This window comes from Bdellovibrio sp. ZFWA1 (genome assembly GCF_056175665.1).
In genome coordinates, this window is sequence record NZ_JBJKJH010000001.1 from 423,110 (window position 1) to 438,880 (window position 15,771).

Below are 15,771 nucleotides of genomic sequence, written 5' to 3' on the forward strand. Positions count from 1 at the left end.
GGGAACCGTCTAAAAATCCATCTCATATCGAGACAACATGGCCTAAGTAAATACTGGAAACTATTTAAATATTAAACTCCCGTCCCTGGCATAAGTCCTGCTTATTACATTTATTTAGGGACACTAGAAACCGAGGATTTATGCAAAGATCAATATTATTGCTGGCAACACTATTGTTAGGTTCGACCTCCGCGTTTGCACGCCAACAGGTAGGCTCTTTGTATTATTCAGAAGAAGCCGCACGCAAAGACGATGCGCGCTTGGTCTACCATGAGCCTAAGTCAGAGCCGGCACCAAAAGCCGAAGCGATTTCTGAACAACCGACACCAGCTTTAGAGTTTGCCCTTGATCGGGTTTCAAAAGCCACTCAGGCCGCACGCTCTGGTGGAATCTCCCATTGGTTCTCGGGTAGCAGCTGCGCCGACTGCGTAGCCAGCCAGGCCTCTATTCGCTATCAACAATGCTCTTCAAAAAATGACTATTTAGAATCCGAAATTACTAAACAGATTCAAAAAAACGGTTTCATTGGAAAACTTGCCGAAGCCGACATCTCTATTAATTCTATTATTAAGCCTGCTTGTATCAGAATGGGCATGGAATCCAAGTTTGGAGCTCAATCAAAATCTTTTCGAAGCTGTGGCCCTGGACAGAACCAAGCGGCAAAGGCCACCCTTCGCCCCTGCATAACCGAAAACTATTTCAACCTTATTAGCAACTCTTTTGATGTTGCAGCCAAGTGTATGAAAAACTATATCAATGATGGCTCAGAGGAAAACCAACGACTGGATGTTCGCGCCGTCTACGCCTTAATTAATATCGAGTCTGGATTTCACGTAAATGCAATGAGCCCTACAGGTGCCGGCGGCATCGGCCAGTTTACTCAGGCTGCCATCGATTCAGTGAATAGAAATGAATTTTCAAAAATGCGGAAACATCTACAAAGCTCTAATGACCCTATTTGCCAACAGGTGGCCGACCAAGTTTTGAATTCTCCAATGAGAGGACGAGTCGCCAATAACTGTGATCGCATTTCAATCTCTAAAGGAAATCCGCTTACAAATATGCTTTATACATTCTCGTATTTGAAGCTGTCTAAAAAACAACTTCAAAACAGTATCTTTGAAAATTCGGCCTACAAAGATAAATTTCAAGTAAGTCAAAATGACCAAGAGAAAATAGAACGTGCTTTAATGGTATGGTCTCATAATACCGGCCCAGCAGGAACGTGGACTCCTGCCAAAGCACTTCTTAATAGTGTTTACAAAAATAAGCCCGTCACCAATGCTGAAAAATTTATTCAAGAAATGCAGTTCGCAATGCAGAAGTTTCCAGCCTCTGCAAATCGAAGCAAGGCTCGTCGAGCTGAAACAGCCAGGTACTTTCCGGCCATAACAGCGACTCTAAAAAACATCGAAGACGGTGTTGGAGGTGGATCATGCGTCAATTTTTAATCGCAGGTTTTATCACGCTAATTTCAATGGGAGTTCAAGCTCAAACAGCTATTCAAAATTCGATATTACTTGAAGCAAGAGCAATCCGTAGCGAATCCAGCTTTACCAAAAAGATGGCTCGAGTTTCAAATATAAGAACGCAAATACACCAAGAGGTACTAAAAATTAATTTACCGGAAAACTTTTTAAGTCTTCCTGATGACCATCCGGCATTAGAAGAATTCAGGAGTCTTAACGAGCTTGAAGGATATTTTGACATGATTTTAGCTCAACTAAAATCAAAGTCTCAATGTAAAGAAGTGAACCTAAATCTAAGCGAGTCAAATTTAATTGGAGACGAAAGCGCCACCATTACGACACAACTTCCTGAACTGGCTCTATCTCAGGAAGTTGTAAAAGCCCTTTGTCAGTAATTGTACCAATAAAGCTTTAATTTATTGCTCGAAGTCCCGGATGCCGGGATCGATGCGGTCTCGCTAGATGAGTATATCCGCACCCTGGTATTAAACTCTCGAGTCATCGTTTGTGCATCTAATACAGTATTGGGAATTTTCGCTCCAATATCTTTTAACTGAGAGACTGGAATCGTAACATCTTTTTCTAAATAGCAAATGCTGGGTGCCTCAAAGTAGCTGGCTTTTTCACATTCGGGCGCAAGCCATTTATCAAAATAGATAAACTTTAAGCTAGCGCTACTATGACCTTTCTTGAAGCTCCAGATTTGAGTTGCATGTTTTTGCCAGGCTTTTAAATGTGGCTGATCGAAGTTCCAACCGCGTTCTTGGTAATTATAGACCGCAAATTCAGGACTGTGTTTTAATACAAAGTTACGCAATACTGAGGACGAAGCCTGGAATCCATACGCTGCTGAAAATGCACAGTGATTTCCATGCTCAAAATTCAGGGTTCCCGTATTCGAGGCGGATTCATAATAGTCGTCATGCTCGAAGACCTCCGCATTCACCTCGTTATTAACAACAATATCATCCTTCGAAGCCCAAACCAGAGTCGGCGTATTGACTTTTTTAGTCAAATTCCAAAAGTTATTTAGTCTCAGAAAAGACTCCCCGTTGATACTTGCCAAACCACGGCGATTCAAAGACACTGCAGCCACATGGCCGATATAATCACTCATTTTTTCTTTGGAGGGAAAGGCCTCTGCCCGAGTTAAATCAGGAACGTCGGTCAGATATTTAGAAGCCTCGGCATAATGATCTCGTGTATTTGAATAAAAAAGCGGCCCGACCAACTTATGACTGTACAGCTTTTCTAAAGTTCGCTTTAACGAAATGACCGGGCATATCGCCGTCACGGAATTATAATACTTCTGAGTCGTCAGAGGATTTAGATTTAAGTCATTGTAGTACGCCCCATAGACAGCAGCATTTCCCCCCAAGCTAATGCCCATAAGATGCAGACTACTGATAGTCGGCCCAATATCTGGCTGACTATAAAGCCACTGTGCAATTTCAATCGTCTCTTGCCCTTCGGACCAACCACCTAAACTGACATATTTATTTTGATATAGATAATCCATACCCGTTTGATTCGAAACCAAAAGCACATTGAATGGTGATTGATCAAACAAATGAATCATGTAGTTTCTTAGTGAGGGCTCTTCCCCCGATGTCGAGAAAACACCGGCTTTAACCACTACCAAAGGTCTTGAGCGCCCAGATTCCTTCATAGCTAAAGTCGCTGGAATTTTCCGACCTCCACTTAACGGAATCAACAGGGTCTTCACTCTAGAGCTAGCTAAAAATGGATAATTGGTATTAAAGTACTTAACTAAACTTGCGGGCCCTAACCAGCTTCCTTTTTCGAATTGTTCGTGACAGCGACTAAAGAATTTTTTTGTTTGAGAAATCCACTGCTTAGTCGACAGGCGATCCATTTGCTCTCTGGATGTATCTAGATTTCGAGGATCACAGCTGGTTTCAACGATGCTGTTGTTCAACCCATCTACTTCACCATCCGTAATATCTAACCCTTGCATACTAATTGTCGAGGCTTTCAGGTTCTGGGGCGAGCTCTTTAAAACTAATGAATTGGATTGGATCAGAGCCTTCAAAAATTCAGCCTCGCTCATCGACCTACCAAATACTTGGCCTGAAAGTAAAATGCAGAATAATGTGGACCACAGGACAAAATATCTACGACTGTTTGGTGTTCTCATAGTGTTCTATTCGGAATCTGAACAATTAGCTCAAACAATCTTGAATTTTTTCTGTGTCTCGGTTACTCGCCAGATACTTTTAACCCGGGTTTTGGATTTCAAACTATGCTTAGGTCCGGGGTGTCTACTTTTTGTTGGGCAGTCATCGCCCCTCTTATAGAATAAACAAATGACTTTTAGCCGAGACCCAAATCAATTCGAAATATGGAACTCCCTTGTTGATGGTGTTGTGATTACAGATGCAAGCCAGGAACAAAACCCCATCATATATGTGAATTCGGCCTTTACAAAAATTTCTGGATTTAACAAAGAAGAAGTCATTGGAAAGAACTGTCGATTTCTTAATCATGGCCTTCCAAATCCTCAACTTGAAACTATTAGGAATGCCGTAAACAACTTCACTCCCTGCAAAGTTGTACTTAAAAACAGGAAAAAAAATGGAGATCTTTTTTGGAACGAGCTGAGTCTATCTCCGGTCAAGGATGAAAATGGCAATCGCAAATATTTCATTGGCATTCAGCGCGATGTCACAAAAGAAGTCGAGCTAGAGTCTGAATTTAAAGAAACCAGCCTGTTATTTTCGTCTGTTGTCACAAATATTCCTGGAGTTGTTTACCAATGGGTCGAACAAAATGGACATGGGACCTTTAGCTATGTGTCTGATAAACTGTGGACCTATTTTGGAATTCAGCCGCAAGATTTCGGAAAAGTACCATCGTTAATTCACCCGGACGATCGAGATCGCTGGCGAAGTTCCATTGAAAAGGCCAATGCGTCGGGACAGGATTGGTTCTTTGAAGGACGGCTACTTTACCCTGATAACACTGTGAAATGGTGGCAAGGACTTTCTAGACAAGTAAAAAATGAAAATGGAAAAGTAATATACAACGGAATTATGCTCGATATTACTGAAAGAAAAAATCTTGAAATGGCCCTAGAGGTAGAACAAAAACGCATGCAGGCCTCGGCAAAAATGATCTCTTTAGGAGAAATGTCTGCAGGCATCGCACATGAAATTAATAATCCTTTGTCTGTCATCTCTGGAAATGCAGGCTTAGTATTAAAAGCTCTTACAAAAGAGCCGGTAGATATTCGCAAAGCACTGGATGGAACCGAAAAAATACAAAAGATGGCAGAGAGAATAGCTAAAATCGTCAAAAGTCTAAGACAGTTTGCACGCGACGACCAAATGGATCCGATGATCACTTATGACCTTCGCGCTATCATAGATGAAACCTTAGATATTGTTAAAAGCCGCGTACAAAAATGCTCTACCGACATTCAAGTCCATGCTGAAGCAAACTGCCAAATTTGGTGTCGCCCTGTTCAGTTAAGCCAAGTTCTATTAAACCTTATCGTCAATGCTATTGACGCTATCGAAACCGCTGAACAGAAATGGGTCAAAATTGATTTGGAAGTTAAAAATGATTTGGCCTACTTGCGAGTTATAGACTCGGGCCCTGGGGTCCCCCCTGCAATTCGCGACCGAATCATGAATCCCTTCTTTACGACCAAAGAGGTCGGAAAAGGCACTGGTTTGGGCTTAAGCCTTTCAAAAAGTATAGCAGAAGACCACGGTGGCAATCTTATCCTTGAATCCAACACCGCGCACACTACGTTCTTACTTGAACTCCCGCTTGCAGAGTAATAAAACTGGCCTCAAAGGATGGGCCTATGTCTAAAAATAAAATTGTCTTATTTGGAGCAATCTTATCAGGAAGCTTTCTAGTTTGGATGGTTTGGTATCAATTCAACGCATCACATACAGTTCGTGAATTTCATGACCTGCTTTCTGATTCGAAACAGCAGACATTTAATCTTGGTCAATTATCCAGTGTCGACTGGGATGAAATGACTATTTGGGGCCAAGGTAAAAACAACTGTGAACTAGGAATAGACGGCCTACAGATGGGTAATTCAGATTGCCGCAGTATAACAAATGAACGTGAAATCTATGTTGTTCTTTTAAAAACTAATAAGGTCGTAGCGATGGTACCGGTAAATCGCCGCATGATCGACTTATTGAAATCAGATCTTCCAGCGAGGGTTGCAAAAAAAGATGCAATTTTTAGCTTTAAAACTCAAGGCGATTTTCCTCTGGTAGAGCTAAAGCCAAACATCTAAATAAACTCTTAAACAAGAAAGGAAGCCGCAGAGCTTCCTTTTTTTGTGCTTGCAGGACATCTCGAGCACATGCTCTATTTTAACCAAAGCTCGCATTGGTAACATTGGCTTAGGAGAGCAAATGACAAAAAAAAGATCCCAACTTAGCAAATCAATTCGAACTCAGGCCATTCACGGCGAATCTCTTTCACAGTCCTGGGAATTTTCGCATCACCTCATTCCTCCTATGACCGCTTCAACAACCTTTCGGCTAGATTCGCTCGAGCGAGGGGCTGCGGGCTTCAACAGCTTTGGAGATAGCGGCAAAAAAGACAAACCTATTTGGATCTATGACCGACTAGAAGAACCCACAACAAAAATGCTAGAAGATCAGCTAGCTATTCTAGAGAGAGGTCAGTGCGCCGTCACGTTTGGAAGTGGCATGGGAGCCATTTCGGCAACACTTTTAAGTCTTCTCAATAAAAATGAAAAAGTGATCGCCCATAAAACTCTTTATGGATGCACTTATAGCCTCATTACAAATTGGCTTCCAAAATATGGTTTTGAATATGAATTAATTGATATCAACAACAGCGACGTACTTACAAGATGCCTTAACGACTCGGCTACCAAAGTTTTGTATTTTGAATCAGTCTCTAACCCGATCCTAGAAATTGCTGACCTTGAAAAAATATGTAAGCTTGTCAAAACTGCGAACTTAAAAAGAAAAAAAGAAAATCAAATCTGTATCGTCGTTGATAATACTTTTCCCACACCATGGGCCTTACGTCCTTTAGAGTGGGGTGTTGACTTCGTTATCCAATCCTTAACAAAAAATATCAGCGGCTTTGGCACCGAAATGGGGGGCGCCGTCATCACTCATAAAAAACATGAAGCCAATCTTAAATTGGCTCGGAAGGACTTCGGCGCGATCATTCACCCCTATTCCGCTTGGCATATTTTGGTGTATGGAATAGCCACTCAGGCCCTTCGATTTGAACAACAGCAAAAAAATGCTTTAAAAGTAGCTCAGTTCCTAGAGTCTCATCCACAAGTAGAAAGTGTTATTTATCCGGGACTAAAATCACATCCTCAATATAAACTCGCTAAAAAATATTTAAAAAACCCGGAAGGAGAATTCAGTCCTGGATTGATGATCTCTTTTACTCTGAAGGGGAATATGAAAAGATGCCAGCGCTTCGTTGATGATGTGGCAAAAAATTCTTATGCCATTACGCTGGCTGTGTCTCTGGGACTAGTAAAAACATTAATTGAAGTTCCCGGGTTTATGACTCATTCTGCAATTCCCTCGGACAAACGAGAAGACTCTAAAATCGATCCCCGAGCCATCCGCTTAAGTATCGGTTTAGAAAATGTTGCCGACATCATAGCGGATTTAAAAAGCGCTTTGGATCGGCTATAAAAGATTCGCTTCTTAAGGAGTGGTGAAGGGCATGCGCCGATTTATTTTCATTGTCTCGATATTGATATCTTTAGTCGATATTTCGAAAGGAAAAGAATCGGAGTCACTTTCTTTGAAAACTTTGGGACAAGAAAATGTGCCTTTCAAATTTGACCATCAAAATCCTAAACTTCCCGGCTTCTGCCAAGAACTGATTGATATATTAAACAAGGATCATTTTTCCATATCTGGGTCCGAAAAACTCACCTCTATTCGCCGAATCGAAAGTGAGTTAGAGAGAGGAGCCATCGATCTATCGATCTGTCTTTTAAAAAATACAGCCCGGGAAAAAAAGTTCCACTTCATACCGATTCCACTTTTTGTAGTAAATCATATTGTTGTTTCAATTAAATCAAAGGCGCTAAAAATAAGTTCGTTTGATGACTTAAGGGAAATCTCCAAAAAAGATCCTTTATTAGTCTCGCAAGGCTCATCCCTGGTAAAAACACTTGAAGCTCAAAAAATCAATTATGACGACAGCCCCAAAGGCGATATTTCAGTCATAAAAATGCTAGAAAAAAATCGTGGTAGATTCGCTTATATGCAGGACATGTCTTTGTTTGCTCTCGTTAGAAATAGAGTAATTCAAAATAAAGATCTAAAAATCTATTCGTCTCTTCAAAAAGATACTCAATACGTCGCAACCTCTAAGCACTTAGCCCCCCAAAAAATAGAACTATTGACTCAAAAACTTAAGTCTTTGCAGGCCGAAGGCACGTTTGAGAAAATTAAAAAGAAATACAGCAACCCATAAAAAAGCCCACCTTTTAGGTGGGCTTTTCGCCTGACGGCAAACTGTCTAGCACGAAGTGCATTTCACCTGCCGGCGTTTAGATTCCGCCCTTGTGACGTTCTTCATCGTCAACTGCTGATACGACGCCACCTTTTAGGTTTGGTCTGTAGGCAAGTTGATTGATGTCATAAATGAAATTAGATCCATTGACTCCAGGAGTTTGCCACTCAGGTCCCATACGAACTGCGTCTACAGGGCAAGCTTCTTCGCAAAAGCCACAGAATACGCAGCGTAGGACATCAATCTCGTATGCAATTGGAAACTTTTCAACGGTCGGATCGTTGTGTTCTGCAGCCACAATCTTAATACACTCTGCAGGACAGTTGGTCGCACAAAGCATACAAGCCGTACAACGTAATGATCCGTCTTTTTTCACCGTTAAAACGTGGTTCCCTTTAAAGCGTGGAGAGTATTCATACTTCTCTTCAGGATAATTCAACGTGATCATCTCTTTTTTATTAAAGATATTCACAATCATGTGCTTAAAAGTGATCCCCATCCCCGTCAAAATGCCGGGGATATACCATTTACTTTTCTCTGAGTTATTTTGAACTACGCTCATAGAGATCCTCTCTTATACACGAACTCATTTTTCTTACGAGTTTCTTGCATAACCACGTCCGCTGGACGATTGGCCTCGACAAATGGGTTAGCTGCAGGAATTGAAAGGTTTTTACCAGACATCAACAACGCAGCTTCTGTCAAAGTTAAAGCCTCATTTACAATCGTCGTGGCACGCTTGAATTTTTGTTCAAGACCAGAATGATTAATAAATGTCCCATCTTTTTCTACGAAAGTTTTCAATGGAATCAATGTAACTGAAGAAGCAAGCTTTTCAAGTTCTGCGTTCTTGCCAGCCTGAAGCCATATCAAATTTTGTGCTTTAGAAAGCTCTTTGATCTTTTCATTGATATCCGAGAAAACTGCTTGGTTTTCAGGACCCGCAACAACCACAGTTTTGATCGAACCAGAGCTCAATCCAGAAGAAAGGTCCTGCCAAGTCACAGAGATTCCATGCTTTTCAAGAACCTTCAAAAGACCTTTTGTATTAGGATTCTTATCACCACGAATCAACAGACCATCAAAGCTATCAAATGAATCCATATTATTGATCCACATGAAAATATTCTTAGTCTTGAATTCATTTACAAAAGTCGAAACTATTGCTTCGTACTCTTCAACTGTATACTGAGCAGTCAATACAAGAGCTAAACCTGCCCCTGCAGACTTCAACGTATCAGAAACGGCTTTAGCAGCTGCTCCTGCAGTCATCTCGGTACCTTTAACTTTAGCTTTCAAAAGGCGGTGTTCTTTGTTCACGAACTTATAAATATCGCGACCATCATCACACATCCAGTGGCCATTTACTTGCTCGTTGAAAACAGGTTTTACACGGAACATACCTTCTTTGTTGAAGTATACTTTCACGTTACAACCAGTCGAGCAGCCAGTGCAGATAGATTCAGAATCTTTTAGATACCACACGCGCTGACGGAAACGGAAATCTTTTGAAGTCAAAGCTCCCACTGGGCAAATATCCACTGTGTTTAGTGAATACTTGTTATCCAATGCTTTGCCATCGTGAGTTCCGATTTCTGAGCGATCACCACGGTTGAAAATTCCAAGTTCTTCTGTCTTAGAAACTTCTTTCGTGAAACGAACACAACGAGAGCATAAAATACAACGTTCAGAATCCAACACAACAGTTGGACCTAAATCCACAACCTTGTGTTTTTTAACTTTGTGCTCGGCCATTTCAGGATCGTACTTACCGTACTCCATGTATTGGTCTTGAAGACCACACTCACCAGCTTGGTCGCAAATTGGGCAATCCAAAGGGTGGTTGATCAAGTGGAAATCCAATCCCCACTTCACAGCATCTTTTACTTTATCTGAAGTGTTGTTGATCTTCATGCCTTCGGTCACTGCCGTATTACATGCGATCTGCACACGAGGATTGCCCTCTACTTCAACCATACAAACACGGCAAACACCCGCAACAGAAAGACCTGGGTGCCAGCAGTAGTGAGCAATATTTTGCCCACTTTGCTTCATCGCTTCGATGATGGTGCTGCCGTCTTTTACTTCGACTTCTTTACCATTAATGGTGCACTTGGGCATGGATCTTACCTCTTACTTTAGATTTTCCTTCGCGAACGAAGAATTCAAATTCATCACGGAATTTAGTCACAAAGCTCAACACTGGCAAAGCAGCCGCATCTGAAAGAGCACAAATAGTTTTACCCTTCATGTTGTCAGCAACTTTGATTAGCAAGTCGATGTCTTGCAAACGGCCACGGCCTTCCAAGATCGAGTGCAAAATCTTATTCAACCAGCCAGTACCTTCACGGCAAGGCGTACATTGACCACAAGACTCGTGGCTGTAGAAGTGAGTCAAAACTCCCAACATATCCACCATACACTGTGAATCATCAATCACGATAACCGCACCAGATCCAAGCATCGTTCCAAGGCCACCCAACGATTCATAATCAAGATTTGCCTTAGCAACTTCTTCAGCCGTCAAAACTGGAGCTGAAGATCCACCAGGGATAACAGCCTTTAGCTTACGACCCGGCTTCATTCCGCCGCCCTCTTTCATAATCAAGTCCATCAAAGGATAACCCAATGGAACTTCGTAGTTTCCTGGTTTAACAACGTTGCCAGACAACGAGAACAACTTCGTTCCTGCTGACTTTTCAGTGCCGTGTTTACGATAAACTTGAGCACCATCACGAACAATGTAAGTCACAGCAGCTAACGTTTCCACGTTGTTTACGATTGTCGGCTTTTTCAAATAACCTTGAACTGCTGGGAACGGTGGCTTCAACTTTGGTTGGCCTTTTTTACCTTCCAATGAAGAAATCATTCCAGTTTCTTCGCCGCAGATATAAGCACCAGCACCGCGGTACACATCCAGATCAAAATCAAAACCTGTACCTAAAATGTTCTTACCAAGATATCCAGCAGCGTAAGCTTCTTTGATTGCCTGATTCAAACAATCGATTGGGAATACATATTCGCCACGAACGTAGATATAACCTTTATTGGCTCCAATCGCGAAAGCAGAAATAATCATGCCCTCGATCAATTGGTGTGGAGCACGCTCCATCATCATACGGTCTTTGAATGTCCCAGGCTCACCTTCATCGGCATTACAAAGCAAATAACGAGGCTCGCCGTTTTTAGGAAGGAATCCCCACTTCATCCCAGTCGGAAAGCCTGCGCCTCCACGACCACGAAGACCTGAAGCTTTTACTTCGTCAATAATAGCCTGTGGTTGCATTTTTAATGCTTTTCCAACAGTTTCGTATCCACCTTTAGCTTTGTAACCAGCTAAAGATCGGAAATCATCTAAATGATAAAATTCAGTCAATACTTTAACTTCCATGACCGCTTCCTTATTTCATTCCACGAAGCAGATTCATTGCTGAATCTGGAGTGAGTTTTTCATGGTAAGAGTCATTCACCTGCATCATCGGAGCTGTTCCACATGAACCCAAGCATTCAACCCGGCTAACTGTAAAACGACCGTCCGCTGTCACATCGTTATAGCCAACGCCCAACTCGTGACAAATATGATCTGCAAGCTCACGACCACCTTCAAGAGCACAAGAAATATTCGCGCAAACCTGCACATGGTATTTACCGACAGGCTTTTGATTGAACATAGTGTAAAACTTGAAGACTTCGTTGATACGCGCTTCAGGAATCCCCATCACATGAGAAAGATGTTTAATAACATCTGCCGTGATGAAACCTTTATTTTCTTTCTGAGCAACGTAAAGGCTAGGAATAATTGCAGACTCTTTACTTTCGTATCGAGCCAGTTCCGCTTTTACTTTTGCTAAACCATCTTGAGATAATTCAAACATAATATCCTCAAAAGCCTTTCCTAGCGGTCCAATTCACCGGCAATAACGTTCATGCTGGCAACCGTTGCAATTGCGTCCGCCAACATCGCTCCTTGAACGACGTACGGGAACGATTGATAAATCGCAAAACAAGGCGGACGAACTTTCAAACGATATGGATTCGCCGAACCATCACTGACCAGATAAAATCCTAGCTCACCGTTGGCAGCTTCAGTCGCATCATAAACTTCACCCACTGGCGGGCGAAGACCTTTGATGATCAACATGAAGTGATTCATCAAGCCTTCGATATTTCCGTAAACATCTTTTTTCTCTGGCAACACGATACCGCGATCGCGAATCGTATAATCGCCACCAGGAATATTTTTACAGACCTGACGGATGATACGAATAGATTGGCGCATCTCTTCAATACGAACCAAGTAACGATCATAAATATCGCCATTAGTTCCTACTGGCACGTCAAACTCTAGACCATCATAACCATAATAAGGTGAAGCTTTACGTATATCTAAATTAACACCAGAGGCTCTTAAAAGAGGCCCAGTATAACCCCACTCGATCGCTTCTTTCGCAGAAACAGGGCAAACCCCCATAGTACGCTTGATAAAGATCTTGTTATCAATCATCAATCGAGAGATTTCGTCGACAGCGGCTTCCATCTCTTTACAGAAATCAAGAACGTCGTCAAACCAACCCTCGGGTGCATCTTGAGCCATACCACCGATACGAGTCATAGATACTGTCAATCGAGCACCACAAAGTTTTTCAAACAGTGAATAAACTTTCTCGCGGTAAGTGAACAGGTGGAAGAAGGCCGTCAAAGCTCCTAAATCCACACCGCCCGTACCCACAGCGATAATGTGGTCAATGATACGAGAAAGCTCGGCAAGCACAACACGCATTGCCTGTGCTTTGGGAGGAATCTCGACCCCCAAAAGTTTTTCTACAGCCTTACAATATCCAATGTTGTTCATTGGAGCCGAGCAGTAGTTCAAACGATCTGTGTATGGGATCACTTGATTGTACGGATGAGTTTCAGCCATTTTTTCAAAACAGCGGTGAAGGTAGCCGATTTCACAGTTTGCACGAACAATTGTTTCGCCATCAAGCTCTGCCATTACTCGCAAAGTACCGTGCATCGCTGGGTGCGAAGGACCAATATTGATAGAGACATATCTATCATCCAAAACATCACCAGGACGACCTGGAGTATTGTTAAAGTGAATAGGCTCTACAAATGTTGCATGCTGCTGGAAGTTTGCATCGTAGTCCTTACGCAGAGGATGTCCGACAAATTCCCGGTGAGTCAAAATTTTGCGAAGATTTGGATGCCCCTCGAACACAATTCCGAACATGTCATAGGCTTCGCGCTCGAACCAATCAGCGCCTTTCCAGACATGAACTGCCGTTGGAAGAGTCTCCCCTTCGCCAACTTGGGTTTTAATTCTTAAACGTGAAGAATCTTTTGATGAGAAAAGGTGATAAACTACATCAAAACGCTTTTCACGAGTTGGATAATCCACCCCACAAACGTCCATCAAGAAATCAAAGCGACCAGAGTCCTTCAATACTTTAAGTACGGCAGGGACTTTATCTTTTGGGATCTCCAAAACATCATCGCCCACTGCATGGGAAAATTTAAACTGATTAAGGTCGAAGGATCCCGCTAGATCCTGCTTCAAATTTTCAAGCTTGCTCATATGGTGACTTCCAATTGTCCTTCCAAGGACGTGGCTTGTTGTCTTTGATCATTTTTTGAAGAGCCATAATTCCATCCAAAACCGCCTCTGGCGTTGGAGGACATCCCGGAACGTAAACGTCAACTGGAATGACTTTGTCAGCACCTTGAAGGACATGGTAGGCACGATAAAAACCGCCAGAAGAAGCACAAGCTCCCATCGAGATAACGTATTTAGGCTCGAGCATTTGTTGATAAATACGAACAAGAATCGGCGCCATCTTTTCAGTGATAGTTCCTGCAACAATTAACATATCTGCTTGTCGCGGAGAAAAGCGCACGACCTCTGCTCCGAAACGAGCTAAGTCGTATTTTGGTCCCATGACGGACATCAACTCGATACCGCAACATGCAGTTCCGTAAGGAAGTGGCCACAATGAATTTCTGCGACCCCATGCTACGATGGCATCTAATTTAGTAGTGAAGGCAAAACTGCGCGACATATCGTCAAGCGCTTGCGTGCCTGTCCCCATCGATGCATCAGGCGCAACGATTGGGCTCTGGTGGTTCTGGTCCATTAAATCACCTCTTTTTTCATTTAACTTTCTATTAGTAGCTTAAAATCGCAAGGGCTGACAACTAGATAACCTATTTACACCCTTGGACATTTTCTCACGACGCACATGCTAAAACGACTGTCCCCAATTGCCACCCCATTCATTGCGCCCCTAAAATAAAGTTTCGGATCAACGACAACTTTGCCCCTCAACAAAGAAGGAGTCTTCATGAGAATGCATTTCATCACGACCTGTATTTTGTCAGTGATTTGCCTAGATTTTACTCAGGCACAAACCAACTCAGCACATGATGTGCTTATAAAAGTAGCAGACACTCATGTCGAAAGCTTTCAAAGCATGACAATTTTCTCAAAAGGCTCTCAAAAAATTGAAGCCATCGCTCCGCAATGGTTCAGGGTTGAAAGCAAAAAACCAATGAATCTACAAATCCTGGCCAACCAAGCAGGTGTTGAGTACGTACAACCAAACTACCCATTAGGCCTGATGCATGACTTCAGCATTCAAGATCAGCTGAAAAAAGCCGCGTTCGCAAAAGCAGTAGCTCGCAACCCCGAAGCGTTCGCCGGCAAAGTCCCCGCAGACAATCCCAACATTCCGGATGCTCCTAAACAGACTCAAGGAGCTGACCCCCTTATTAATAAACAATGGGGTATGAAAGACATTGGAGCCCAAGCTGCTTGGCAAAAGACGATGGGCTCTCAAGATATTATTGTTGCAGTCCTCGATACTGGTGTTGATTACACTCACGAAGATCTTGTCGGCAACCTCTGGAGAAACACTAAAGAAATACCAAACAACGGTATCGATGATGACAACAATGGATACATTGATGACGTGATTGGTTGGGATTTTGTTTCTGACGACAACAAACCTTATGACTTAATCGTTGATCCACTTGAAATGCTATTCAAAGGCGGCAACCCTGGTCACGGAACTCATTGTGCAGGCAATGTCGCAGCTCAGGGCAACAACAGTAAAGGTATTGCCGGAGTTGCTCCGAACGTTAAAATTATGCCTCTTCGCTTTATTTCCGAAAAAGGCCAAGGCACAACAGCTGCAGCGATCAAAGCAATTTACTATGCTGTCAATAATGGCGCCCAAATCACCAGCAACTCTTGGGGTGGCGAAGGCGACCCTAATGATCCAGATGCTGAAAATAAAGCGCTTAAAGAGGCGATTCAATACGCTCAGGACAAAGGCTCTCTGTTTATTGCAGCTGCGGGAAATGGACGCAAAGGCAAAGGCTATGATATGGATAAAGATCCGACCCCTGTAACTCCGGCTTCTTATGATCACGACATTATTGTGTCGGTTGCAGCCCTTGATGTGAACGATCAATTAGGAGCCTTTTCAAATTGGGGAGAAAAACTGGTCGACCTTGGTGCGCCCGGGGTTGCTGTGTTCTCGACAACCGTCAGTAATAATTATTCTGATGTGGTTATTGATAAAATGGGATTCAAAGCAACTTGGGATGGTACTTCAATGGCAACTCCACACGTTGCTGGGGCCGCGGCTCTTTACTGGTCCGCACATCCACAAGCCACTTGGAAGGAAGTCAAAGAAGCTCTTCTTAAAAGTGTTAAACCAATTCCGTCCTTAAAGAACAAAACAACAACAGGCGGAAAGCTCAACTTAGAGAATCTACTTTAAAA

Annotated in this window: 14 protein-coding genes; 7 read left to right on the plus strand and 7 right to left on the minus strand. The window is 42.6% G+C overall.

Features of this window, described 5'->3' with window-relative positions; translation table 11 throughout:
- The first annotated feature begins 140 nt into the window (after nucleotides 1-140).
- Together AC04MN_RS02085 and AC04MN_RS02090 are read left to right on the plus strand one after the other, a co-directional pair.
- A complete protein-coding gene (locus AC04MN_RS02085; protein WP_475381525.1) occupies nucleotides 141-1,451 on the plus strand; it encodes a transglycosylase SLT domain-containing protein in 1,311 nt (436 codons plus the stop codon).
- Nucleotides 1,436-1,864 (plus strand): hypothetical protein, encoded by a 429-nt coding sequence (locus tag AC04MN_RS02090; protein ID WP_475381526.1) that lies wholly within the window; start codon nucleotides 1,436-1,438, stop codon nucleotides 1,862-1,864. Before AC04MN_RS02085 ends, AC04MN_RS02090 begins: the two co-directional genes overlap by 16 nt.
- Here the strand turns inward: AC04MN_RS02090 and AC04MN_RS02095 are convergent.
- Nucleotides 1,858-3,627 (minus strand): alpha/beta hydrolase family protein, encoded by a 1,770-nt coding sequence (locus tag AC04MN_RS02095; protein WP_475381527.1) that lies wholly within the window; start codon nucleotides 3,625-3,627, stop codon nucleotides 1,858-1,860. The genes AC04MN_RS02090 and AC04MN_RS02095 overlap by 7 nt on opposite strands.
- A gap of 169 nt (nucleotides 3,628-3,796) precedes the next feature.
- On the opposite strand from AC04MN_RS02095, the gene AC04MN_RS02100 reads away from it, so the two are divergent.
- The 4 genes from AC04MN_RS02100 (at nucleotide 3,797) to AC04MN_RS02115 (ending at nucleotide 7,946) form a co-directional block, all read left to right on the plus strand.
- On the plus strand, nucleotides 3,797-5,275 hold the full coding sequence (locus AC04MN_RS02100) for a PAS domain-containing sensor histidine kinase (protein ID WP_475381528.1): 1,479 nt from the start codon (nucleotides 3,797-3,799) through the stop codon (nucleotides 5,273-5,275).
- A gap of 26 nt (nucleotides 5,276-5,301) precedes the next feature.
- Nucleotides 5,302-5,751 (plus strand): hypothetical protein, encoded by a 450-nt coding sequence (locus AC04MN_RS02105; protein ID WP_475381529.1) that lies wholly within the window; start codon nucleotides 5,302-5,304, stop codon nucleotides 5,749-5,751.
- 121 nt (nucleotides 5,752-5,872) lie between these two features.
- The gene (locus AC04MN_RS02110; RefSeq protein ID WP_475381530.1) at nucleotides 5,873-7,153 is read left to right on the plus strand and encodes a trans-sulfuration enzyme family protein; all 1,281 of its coding nucleotides are present in this window, start codon (nucleotides 5,873-5,875) and stop codon (nucleotides 7,151-7,153) included.
- A 31-nt stretch (nucleotides 7,154-7,184) separates the two neighbouring features.
- Entirely contained in the window at nucleotides 7,185-7,946 is a 762-nt protein-coding gene (locus tag AC04MN_RS02115) for a substrate-binding periplasmic protein (RefSeq protein WP_475381531.1), read from the plus strand.
- Between the two features lie 76 nt (nucleotides 7,947-8,022).
- Here the strand turns inward: AC04MN_RS02115 and AC04MN_RS02120 are convergent, their stop codons facing one another.
- Genes AC04MN_RS02120 through AC04MN_RS02145 form a run of 6 tightly spaced genes read right to left on the minus strand, consistent with a single transcriptional unit; the run spans nucleotide 8,023 to nucleotide 14,044 of the window.
- Entirely contained in the window at nucleotides 8,023-8,547 is a 525-nt protein-coding gene (locus AC04MN_RS02120) for a NuoI/complex I 23 kDa subunit family protein (protein ID WP_475381532.1), read from the minus strand.
- Nucleotides 8,544-10,106 carry an NADH-quinone oxidoreductase subunit G gene (locus AC04MN_RS02125; protein WP_475381533.1) on the minus strand — a complete coding sequence of 521 codons (1,563 nt, stop codon included), beginning with the start codon at nucleotides 10,104-10,106 and terminating at the stop codon, nucleotides 8,544-8,546. The genes AC04MN_RS02120 and AC04MN_RS02125 overlap by 4 nt, the downstream gene beginning before the upstream one ends.
- Nucleotides 10,087-11,376 (minus strand): NADH-quinone oxidoreductase subunit NuoF, encoded by a 1,290-nt coding sequence (gene nuoF / locus AC04MN_RS02130; protein WP_475381534.1) that lies wholly within the window; start codon nucleotides 11,374-11,376, stop codon nucleotides 10,087-10,089. Before nuoF ends, AC04MN_RS02125 begins: the two co-directional genes overlap by 20 nt.
- Before the next feature lie 10 nt (nucleotides 11,377-11,386).
- Nucleotides 11,387-11,860: a complex I 24 kDa subunit family protein gene (locus AC04MN_RS02135; RefSeq protein WP_475381535.1), complete on the minus strand. Its 474-nt coding sequence runs from the start codon at nucleotides 11,858-11,860 to the stop codon at nucleotides 11,387-11,389.
- 20 nt (nucleotides 11,861-11,880) lie between these two features.
- The gene (nuoD, locus tag AC04MN_RS02140) at nucleotides 11,881-13,563 is read right to left on the minus strand and encodes an NADH dehydrogenase (quinone) subunit D (RefSeq protein ID WP_475381536.1); all 1,683 of its coding nucleotides are present in this window, start codon (nucleotides 13,561-13,563) and stop codon (nucleotides 11,881-11,883) included.
- Nucleotides 13,550-14,044: an NADH-quinone oxidoreductase subunit B gene (locus AC04MN_RS02145; RefSeq protein ID WP_475382951.1), complete on the minus strand. Its 495-nt coding sequence runs from the start codon at nucleotides 14,042-14,044 to the stop codon at nucleotides 13,550-13,552. The genes nuoD and AC04MN_RS02145 overlap by 14 nt, the downstream gene beginning before the upstream one ends.
- Nucleotides 14,045-14,326: 282 nt before the next feature.
- On the opposite strand from AC04MN_RS02145, the gene AC04MN_RS02150 reads away from it, so the two are divergent.
- Nucleotides 14,327-15,769, plus strand: a complete 1,443-nt coding sequence (locus tag AC04MN_RS02150; protein ID WP_475381537.1) for a S8 family peptidase — start codon at nucleotides 14,327-14,329, stop codon at nucleotides 15,767-15,769.
- Nucleotides 15,770-15,771: the final 2 nt, after the last annotated feature.